We start from the raw sequence: 9,466 nt of genomic DNA on the forward strand, positions 1-9,466 counted from the left end.
CTACCACTGGATCAAGAGACACACACCTGATTCCGAGTTAGTCAGTTATCAGTGTCGACGTGTGCTGAATCAGGCTCCATTTTAAAAACGACACTCGAATCCCAGAGGAGTCGATGCTCTTTGTACGTCCCTTTGCCCATGCCACCGTGTTCTTGATTTGACTCGGTTATTTCGAGGAACGCGAGTTCATTAAGTAGGTCACGAACAGTGTCTGTTGATAGGCTATCAGTTGCCTCAGCTTCACAGACTTTCTTGTAAACATCATAAACCATCGTCGTCCGGAACCAATCATTGCTGTTCTTTGTCCCATCTGTAAGATTTGCCAGCGCATAGAGGACGTACTTACTGTGTGGGGGAAGGCCTGAGATGAGTTCCTTAAGTCGGTCTACTTCAGCCTGCTCCCGGGCTAGCTCAAGATGTGCTTCCTTAACAGTATGAATACTGTTTGTCTTTGCGTAGTGTCCTGCATGTCGGAGTAGCCGGATCGCTTTTCTGGCATCACCATGGCGTTGTGCGGCCAGCGCCGCTGTTTTTGGTATCACTCCAGGTGCTAGAACATCCTCTTGAAAAGCATCCTTCCGATTTTCGAGAATCTGCCGCAACTGCTCCCCGTCGTATGGATCAAATATCATTTCGTTGTGTCCAAGACTGCTTTTGACCCGTTCAGTCATTTGCTCCCGGAAGTTGACCTTATTTGAAATTGAGATAATTCCAATGGGGACATCTACCTTCCCGGCTTCACGGGCCCGTGACAGTATCATGAGAACATCATCGTCGCCAAGGCGGTCAACCTCATCCAGTGTTATTAGTGCGGCATCGTACTCAGTATCGAGAATTCCCCATAGTCGGTTATAGTATTCATTAGTAGAAATACCACGTGTTGGAACTGTAATACTTGATGACGGCTGATTAATGTTATCAGCGATTGTCTGAACCGTATCAGCTTCTCCCCTTGACTGTGCACAGTCAACTGTTACCGTTGCCAGCTGTCGGCCACGCCGCCGGGCTTCCTTCCGCGCTCGTTCCATTACGTGATTTGCAACGAGTGACTTCCCGGAGCCCGTCTTTCCATAGAGGATCACTGAATTCGGTGGTGATCCTGTAACGGCTGGTCCGATCTCGTTTGCTAGCTCAGTAATGTGTTCATCTCGACCGACAATCCGATTTTCATCTGGAACATGGTCAATATTCAGCAGTTCTCGATTCGCGAAGATTTCACCCTTGCCATCTCCATCCACTTCCTCAAAGAGCTCATCCCCGCCGTCAAATTCTCCATCTCCGCTCTTCTCCATATCCTTATTATCTCTAACTATCATATAATATCTTCGACCTACTTCCGAGTTAGTTAGTGTATTTAGTTGCGGAAAAACGGCAGTAGGAGTCTTCCGATACTAACTTGGAATCTGGTGATAACACACCCAGTTCCGAGTTAGATCAGGATACTACTGACCGACACAAAATCTGTTATAGACTAAGATTGAAACAGACACACCTGATTCCGAGTTAGTGCTGAACTGACATCTGATCTGCTGGCAGCTCTGATTATGTGCGACCGTACTTGATTAGGAGCCAGACACGCACTTAGTCGAGTTCGAACTAACTCGGAATCAGGTGTGTGTCTCAGACTCCGACAACACATTGTCTGCAGTACTAGAACACTCTGGAAAGGCCGTACCTGTCACACCCGCGTCACATACATCTCAAATGCGCAGAACACTCGACACGGTGCAGTGTCTGAGGGTAGAACGATACAACAGGCGCTTCTTGTTGAGAATTAGATCAGGCAGTAAGTCTTGAACGACTGCCCGAAGGTCCACGGCTGCCGCTCGGCTCATGATGTGTCTCTGTCGACAACTATCAGTGGCCAGTACACTCGGTGCGTGGTGTGTGTCTGTTGGAGCCACTCGCGGACTACTTTAAGATACCAGTCTGGTCAGATACTCGATTCTGCTTGCGACTTCGTGGCTTTTGCCAGTTCACACTCCATTATCTGACGTTCATCGGAGCCAGTGGAGAAACCAATCTTCACTTGGTGTGAGGTGTGTCTGAGATTGGCAGCTGTCGTTCAGACACCGACAGCCAGTACACTCGGTGCGAGGTGTGTCTGGGACAGGTTTCTCGTCAATCAGGCAGCGACAATCATACGCTCTATCACGTGTGTCCCCGCCTAACCCATCCAGAACACCACCCACGGCGGCGGCCGTGGAGCCGCTCTGGCAATTATCGTCGAAAGAGAGACACCGTTCCGAACACGGACCAACTGCTACCAAAGACACTGGACACAGTGGGGTGGGAGAGGCAGTCTTTAATATCGGGACAACACAGCCAAAGCGACTGCATTCCCAACGACACTGGACACGGTGGGGTGTGTTCCAGCGATAGCGGCACAGAAATCAGGTCTCCATGCAACAACCCGAAAGAACACTCACAGCGCTCTCTGTGAAGCGAGCGGTGTGAACTGCGTATCTGAACGCAATAGCACACGCAAACCCTCACCCACACAAGGCATTTCCTCGCACATGACCTCAGCACTACTAACCAGAAAATGGTCCTCCCGAGCGAGCATTTCATCATCGCCCTCCTCCCTGTCGCAGTGTACGCACTCTTTCGGGACAGACAGCTCCCGTCGCTTCAGCTAGTCGCGGTCACGTTCTTCGGCAGCCAGTTCCCAGATATCATCGACAAGCCGTTAGCGTACGAACTCCATCTGATTCCCTCTGGGCGGGTGTTTATGCACTCGCTCCCGTTCGCAATTCCGCTGTCGATTGTCGTCATCGCTTACGCAGTCCGAACGGACCGGGCCCGACTTGGGACGGCGTTTGTGTTCGCCCACCTCTCACATCTGGTGGCCGATAATCAACAAATCCTGCCGCCGAACCTGTACGTGTCGTCGGATTTGCTCTGGCCGCTCCAGCCGCCCGTCGCACGCTCTCCAGTCCCACAGTGGGTCGGTGAGGGCGCAGTGAACCTGCATCTCTGGACCGGGTTTTCGGTGCTCGTCCTCACGCTGGTGGCGTACGTGCTAGTCGTGGACCTGCAAGCCCAACTCGACAGTAGATAGCGGTGTCTGCACCACGCTGGAGCCTGAATACTGCATATCAGGCGGAAATAACGATTCTCCGGAAACGATTGCCAGACCGACAGCAGTCCCAACCGGAGCGGCCTGTTCGCTTGCATTCTGTGCTTGTTTCTTTACCTGCTTGCCGCCCACGCGCGTAGATGAGAAACTGGAGTTACTGACGACGCAGTGACTCCATTCTGCCGCGAGCCACCCCTATAGTGTAGCGAGGGCGCTGTTTTCAGCTGTTGGGCTGTCACGAGTCGGACCCATGAGATTTTAGACGGACGGGCGAGCGAGAACACTGTATGCGACGATTGGTCCTCGCCGTATGCATGGTTTCCCTCCTTGCCGGGTGTAGTACATTCATGACTGATAGCTCGCCACCGAGCGACGAACGAGCCGTCACGGTCGTTGAGGAGGCGAACAGCACTGTTGCTGCCGTCGAAGCGTACCGATTCGAGATGGAGATGCACGTGACTGCGTCGGATGGTGAGCAATCACGGACCGTGAGAGTCGACGGCGATGGTGCGGTAAACGTCTCGGCAAAACGGATGCAAGCGACGACGCGGATGCAAGACCAGACGATCGAGTCCTATGTCGACGGGTACAAAGCGTACCAGGGCTGTCAGGACCCTTGGGGCGGCTACGCCGTCGAGAACGTATCGCGCTCCGATCCGTGGGCGACCGCGACGCCGCTCCATCGGCAACTACTGCTCTTTGAACGCTCGAACGTCTACTGGCGGGGCAACGAGACGCTCGACGGCAACCGGACTGTTCTCGTCACGGCCTCCCCGAGCGCCGAGACTATCGAATCACTCATGGATCGCCGACAGGCTGGTGACATGGATCTAAACCGCGCCTCGCTTGAGAACGCGACGGCGCGACTCTGGGTTAATCCAAGCACGAACCGACCGGTACAGTCGGAACTCAAGATAGAAATATCACAGCGTGGAGCGACTGCAACTGCCACGATCACGGTCCAATACAGTGAGTACGGTGACCCAACCGCCATTTCGATTCCGCCAGAGGTGTACGACGACCCGCACGAACTCGGGTGTCCCGGTGCGAGCTGACCCCGAGAGAAACCGCTTCAACCGTCGGCGAACATTCGCTCAGTCCGTCCAGTCCTCATACAGCCCACGTCCGACGACACCGAGGCCGACGAGCGTTATGAGGTTGAGGAGGAGGCCGCCGACGACTGGAATTGCGAAGGGGACGGCCAGTAACAGTCCGCCGGCGACGCCATCTATCGCGCTAACGGTCCCATCATCGCCGATGACCGAATTCCCGACCCAGACGGCAGTAATGCCGGTACTGACGATGCTGAGGATGCCGATGAGAAGCAGTCCGGGGATTGAGACCAGAGCGCCGATAACCGTCAGTGCGAGTATCACCAGCCCGATGGGGACGAAAATGCCGACGAGGACTCCCCAGCCGATTGCGCCGCCGAGGTCGTCCTGAATCTCCCGCACGGCGTTAGTTGTGTATCTCGGCCCGATAGCGGCGGCTGCAGCACCTAATACTGCGAGAATGACGAACCCGACACCGAATCGGAGAACGACGTTGAACGCCGGGCCCACACTACCACCCGGGGCTGTAGGCTGTGCTGTTGCGACCCCGGCGAGCCCGAGTACGGCGAGCAGACTCCCGAGGCTACTGACGGCTTGCTTGGAGGGCATAGTAGCAGTTGTTCGATTTCAACTGTGGTTGTAAACCTCTTCTGTATGTTTGCTTTCTGTCATCGCAGCCGGCCACTCTACTGGTTTGGTTCCAGTTCGAATCGCGATAGCATTTGCACAAACCGGGACGGAGTATCCGATGTAGTCGGGCTGTATTGTCGGTGAGCCAGTTCATATCCAGCGGCGACACTGAAAGGAGACGTATCTTTTTGCGGTCTTGGGCCTGACTGGGCAGTGTGGATGTGACCGTGTACGGGCCGCTCCGGGCGGCAACAGAAGCGAAAACAGTCGAGATGACTGTCGACGGCGACACCGTCGGAGCTGTGATTTCAGCTTTCGTCGACGCGTATCCGCGGGCCGAATCACAGCTGGTCGATGAGGACGGTGACCTCCGACCGAGTGTACGCGTGATGGTCGACGGTGACAGTGCTGACCGTGACGAGCGGGTGCCACCCGACGCGACGATCGAGCTTTTCCCGGCGATGCGCGGCGGGTGAGCGCCAACGGCCGCCGTTCGACTACAGGTCGTACTGTTCGCGGACGGTAGCAGCGAGGCCCTGCTCTTCGAGGAGGTCCATCGGGGCGAGCATCGAGAGCTGGACAACGCCGGGCAGTCGGGCGATCTCGACACCGCCAGTGAATGTGCATCTCGCTCGGACTTCTCCCTCTGACATACCGAAGAGCGTCCCGGCTCGTGCGAACGCGTTCTCGGTGGCGTCGTTGATTGTAGCGCCGGACCCAATGATCTGGAGCGGCGCTGCATCGACGACATCGCCGACATGATGCTCAGCGGCTAGGGCGTCGCCTGCCTCCCGCTCAGTATCCGTGTACGGCTTGGCGATATCCGGCAGGTCTGACTCGTTCGGGAGCAGGAGCGGGCCGTCGATGTCGAGGTCCTTGATGACGCTCACTTCGAGTTCGGTGCGACCGCTCACGTCGGTCGTGTGAAGCGAGAGTTCGCCGTCGCCCTGGTTGGCGTGCAGGTCCCCGACGTAGAGGCCCGCGCCGTCTATCTCGACTGGACAGATGAGCGTCGCGCCGGGCCGGACGTCGTTCGAGTCCAGATGACCGTCCGTACGGGCGTCTAGGGCCGATTCATCGGAGAGCCCCCAGTCGTGGTCGGCCCCAATGAGGAACTGGCCGAAGTCACCGGCGTTGTGTGAATCGGGGAACTCGACCGACGGCGTCGTCCCGATGTTCCCGATGAACGGGCGGAGGTGCCCGAGCGTTCCCGGGATTTCGTCGGGCTTGTACAACAGAATCGGGTGTTGCCGGGAGTTGTCGGGCAGTGCCATCGCCTCGTCGGCGCGCTCTGCGAGGTCCGCGGCACCATCGGGGCCGACGGTGAGCCCCACAGAGCGGTCCTCGTCGAACGCCACGGTATACCCGAACTCGAAGCCAAAGGACGAGGCGTTAGCCCCACACTCCGCACACCGAATCGCGTCCTCACCGGTGCCCTCGACGACGCTCTCGGGCCACTCGGTTCCACACTCCGGGCATCGGTGGTCGACGAACGGGTCGCTCCCGAAGGCGTCCTCGCGTTCGGCCATGCTGCCCGTGCTTGTCGCGACACTCGTCACTTCGACATCCTTGATGTGGACGACGAGCGCGTCACCGGGTTCGGCGTTCTCGACCCGGATCGGCCGTGTCACCTCGTGGCCGCCACGGAACTCGGGGGTAATCATCGGCCCCCAGCACGCCGGGGGCGTGTGCGTGCGAACGGTCCCGCCATCGGCCACTGTGCCGGCCCATTCCTGATCCGGTCCCACGAGCCCCAGTGTAAACCGGTCGACGTCGAGTTCCTGCTGGATTTGCTCTGACATACATTCTCAAGCACGGTCTGTGAGAGAATAAATCATGGTGTGGCTGCGTGGTGTGCTGACCTGTAACCTCTCTAATAAACGGGGTTTGACCACGACGGCGGCTGGCCGACTGCTTGAGTACAAATCCGTCTGTGCCATCGCAAAACGTAGCAGTTGGGCCACTACAAGCGGCCAGGGACTCTGGGCCAGGGAACACAGCAATGGTGACAGAAAACGAAAGCGACACTACGGGATGATCGTAAGCATCCACCAGTACGAATTAGCTGACTCGGCAAGCCCCGACGATTTTCGTGACGCAGTTACGGCGGCAGTCGACGAGAATCTCTTCGATGACATCCCCGGACTGGTCGACTACCGGATCGGGCGTGGCATCAAGGGAAGCCGTACGGACCAGTTCGCAGCAGTCTGGGTGTACGAGAGCCAGGCTAGCTGGGAAGCTGTCTGGGGGCCTGTCGACGATCCGCTCCCGAAGTCGGCGTATCCGGATGCGTGGCTCCGCTGGGAGGACGAACTACTTGCCCCGGTTCTTGCGGACGACCCGGATACGATCGAGTATACCTCGTACGACGTCTTCGCTCAGAACGATGACTAATCCGACAGTGAGATACCGACTGGACCGATTCCCGCTATAACCCCGCGTCAGTCGAGCATCCCGATCCGATCCGCGGTAAAGCCGAACACGTCCTCGTAGCCGTAGGCTGAGAGCAACACCGGGTGGAAGGGCTCCTCCGCAACGACGGTTTCGTCGTCGGCTGCTGCCACAGGGTCTCCCTCGGGCACAGGCTCGAAGTTTCTGACGAACACCTCATACTGTTCGGCCGCTGCCTTCGGAATCGGCTCACCGAGCTGGAACACTGGCAGTGACGTCTCTCGCTGTAGCGGTGACGCAGCGGTAACGCCGGTTGCGGCGAGAAACTCCCGGATGACCTGCTCCGCGTTCTCGGCGGCTTCCGCGGAGCCCTGGTAGCCACACTCGACTTCGACGACGGAGTCCACCGTCGCGAACAATCGCCCCTCGTTTGCACCTTTCGTCTGTACGACGGCGTCCACGGAGAGGGCGCTACAGAGGGTCTTCATTTCCGACGTGAGATCGTCGACGAGGGCGAACATTCCGTCGTAGGACTGCGTGGAGTGCAGCGAAAGCACGGTACAGTCCTGAAGTTCTGCAGCGAGAGCCGCGGCCAACCGCTCCTCGTGGGATTCGCTGTCAGCATCGCCTGGGAACGATCGGTTGAGGTCCGTATCGAGATATCGTTTGTTTGCATCGAGGGCGGCCTCGTTCACGATGATGAATTTGACCGGTCGCTCGACCTCCGGCGGGTCGGCAAGGACGGCTTCGATGCCGTCCCGACCGCACGGTTCGTCGCCGTGGATGCTCCCCACGACGGCCACCTCTGGAACCCCGTCTCCCAGTTGCTCGATTCGCATCTATCCGTGCTAACGCTTCCAGCCTTTAGAATTATCCGGATTCGGTCAGTGTTCGAGCGACTCCGCGAACTCGATGTCCTCCGGGCGACACGTCGGGTACTCGCCGTCGAGACGGATCTGCCAGCCGTGCAGCGCCGACGGGTCCGACAGTGCGTTCGTTACCGTCGTTCGCACATCTAGCAGGTCGACGCCGTAGTAGTCGTTGGGGACGCCACGGAAGTACTGCAGCGACGTGCGAAACAGCGACCGCATCCCGTCGTCGTCCTCGAAGTCGAAGTGTTTGTACGCGCCAGCGGCGACCTGCACCATCCCGTGGAGGAACTTGCTTTCCGTGTTCCCGCGGCCGTAGTTGTACCATTCGTCCTCGAAGCAGTCGTGTGACTCGTGGAACTCTCCGGAGTTGTACAGACGGACACCGTGGACGACGGCTCGCCTGAGCGTCTCGTGTTCCCATTGACCGTCGGTTCGCCAGCCCGATGGGTTCCCCTCGGGGGCCTCGACGGTCGGGTCGCGCGTGTGGTCGTCCATGCCTATGCTATTGGTTCGCCGGTGGGTCAAACCACCGGTTCGATCGGTCCCAGTGGGTATCAAAGGTTACCACTGGCCACATAGCAGCGCGGCCAGTGCGCAAACGCTTTCAATTAATGATATAGTGTCCCACTGGCTCTGAGTCGCTTCCGTACGACATTTATACCGTACCGCCATGTGTACCGAATGCAATACGCGTGCGAGGGTAGCCAAGCCAGGAAACGGCGGCGGACTCAAGATCCGCTCCCGTAGGGGTCCAAGGGTTCAAATCCCTTCCCTCGCATCGCATAGGGGCCGCACAGCGCGGCGCTGAAGGATGCACGCGGAAGGGTTTGAACGAGAGAAGGCGGGGCAGTTGCCCGTCTCCGCGTAGTTCAAATCCCTTCCCTCGCACTGTTGGACCGACACGGTCCCTCGCAAACAGTGAGCGGCCTTCGTCACGGTCGCGAGTACGCCATCGACCCCGATGGTGTCTCGCTGCGAAGATGGCGGCCGATCGGTGCCGGAAGACTCGCACGGAGCGATCTTCCCTCGCAATTCTCCGAACCGATGTGCCAGAGTCGCGTCTCAGCGATACTGTTCACTATGCGCTGTCCAGACTGGATTCCGAGGAATGTCCGCCATGTCACAATCGGCCGAAAACAGGCGATGTCATGCTTCCGAGTATTCGTTGGGATCAGGTGGAATCGCGGCGCACACGTTTAGCCACCCCTCGGTAACTAGCCTGTGACGCCTACCCGATGTGCCGACTCTCTAATAAATCGTGCCAGATCAGTTCAATAAGTTACAACTCTAAACACAGGCTACAGTTACTGAGATACTATATAGAATCTTTTACCATCGGTTAATTACCATCTTATCTGTAGGGCACTGTCTAGTTCTGAATCTCCTCAGCTGGCGTTCGTCCGTCGAGTGCTTGGTTCGGTCGTTCGTGGTTGTAGTGGTGT

Annotated in this window: 9 protein-coding genes, 1 tRNA gene and 1 pseudogene; 5 read left to right on the forward strand and 6 right to left on the reverse strand. The window is 57.7% G+C overall.

What is annotated here, in order from left to right; translation table 11 throughout:
- Positions 1–41: 41 nt before the first annotated feature.
- Positions 42–1,316, reverse strand: coding sequence for an orc1/cdc6 family replication initiation protein (locus tag IEY38_RS18765; protein WP_390182269.1), 1,275 nt, complete (start codon positions 1,314–1,316; stop codon positions 42–44).
- A gap of 1,229 nt (positions 1,317–2,545) precedes the next feature.
- Here IEY38_RS18765 and IEY38_RS18770 point away from each other — a divergent pair.
- Both IEY38_RS18770 and IEY38_RS18775 read left to right on the forward strand, forming a co-directional pair.
- The gene (locus tag IEY38_RS18770; RefSeq protein WP_188980208.1) at positions 2,546–3,061 is read left to right on the forward strand and encodes a metal-dependent hydrolase; all 516 of its coding nucleotides are present in this window, start codon (positions 2,546–2,548) and stop codon (positions 3,059–3,061) included.
- 365 nt (positions 3,062–3,426) lie between these two features.
- Positions 3,427–4,134 carry a LolA-like protein gene (locus tag IEY38_RS18775; protein ID WP_188980210.1) on the forward strand — a complete coding sequence of 236 codons (708 nt, stop codon included), beginning with the start codon at positions 3,427–3,429 and terminating at the stop codon, positions 4,132–4,134.
- A 39-nt stretch (positions 4,135–4,173) separates the two neighbouring features.
- On the opposite strand, the gene IEY38_RS18780 is transcribed toward IEY38_RS18775, so the two are convergent.
- Positions 4,174–4,740, reverse strand: a complete 567-nt coding sequence (locus IEY38_RS18780) for a hypothetical protein (RefSeq protein WP_188980212.1) — start codon at positions 4,738–4,740, stop codon at positions 4,174–4,176.
- A gap of 236 nt (positions 4,741–4,976) precedes the next feature.
- On the opposite strand from IEY38_RS18780, the gene IEY38_RS18785 reads away from it, so the two are divergent.
- Complete coding sequence (locus IEY38_RS18785) at positions 4,977–5,237, forward strand: ubiquitin-like small modifier protein 1 (RefSeq protein ID WP_188980214.1); 261 nt, start codon at positions 4,977–4,979, stop codon at positions 5,235–5,237.
- 21 nt (positions 5,238–5,258) lie between these two features.
- Here the strand turns inward: IEY38_RS18785 and IEY38_RS18790 are convergent, their stop codons facing one another.
- Positions 5,259–6,563: an acetamidase/formamidase family protein gene (locus IEY38_RS18790; protein WP_188980216.1), complete on the reverse strand. Its 1,305-nt coding sequence runs from the start codon at positions 6,561–6,563 to the stop codon at positions 5,259–5,261.
- Positions 6,564–6,648: 85 nt separating this feature from the next.
- Here IEY38_RS18790 and IEY38_RS18795 point away from each other — a divergent pair, with 85 nt between their 5' ends.
- Positions 6,649–7,155, forward strand: a complete 507-nt coding sequence (locus IEY38_RS18795) for a hypothetical protein (protein WP_229775385.1) — start codon at positions 6,649–6,651, stop codon at positions 7,153–7,155.
- 47 nt (positions 7,156–7,202) lie between these two features.
- On the opposite strand, the gene IEY38_RS18800 is transcribed toward IEY38_RS18795, so the two are convergent.
- Positions 7,203–7,991, reverse strand: a complete 789-nt coding sequence (locus tag IEY38_RS18800) for a M14 family metallopeptidase (RefSeq protein WP_188980218.1) — start codon at positions 7,989–7,991, stop codon at positions 7,203–7,205.
- A 45-nt stretch (positions 7,992–8,036) separates the two neighbouring features.
- Positions 8,037–8,519 (reverse strand): DUF309 domain-containing protein, encoded by a 483-nt coding sequence (locus tag IEY38_RS18805; protein WP_005534207.1) that lies wholly within the window; start codon positions 8,517–8,519, stop codon positions 8,037–8,039.
- Positions 8,520–8,718: 199 nt separating this feature from the next.
- Between IEY38_RS18805 and IEY38_RS18810 the strand changes: the two genes are divergently transcribed.
- Positions 8,719–8,802 (forward strand) — tRNA-Leu (locus IEY38_RS18810).
- Between the two features lie 591 nt (positions 8,803–9,393).
- Here the strand turns inward: IEY38_RS18810 and IEY38_RS18815 are convergent.
- A pseudogene (locus tag IEY38_RS18815) lies at positions 9,394–9,466 on the reverse strand (IS6 family transposase); the annotation flags it as partial.

Origin of the sequence: Haloarcula sebkhae (assembly GCF_014647415.1) — an archaeon.
GTDB classification, from domain to species: domain Archaea; phylum Halobacteriota; class Halobacteria; order Halobacteriales; family Haloarculaceae; genus Haloarcula; species Haloarcula sebkhae.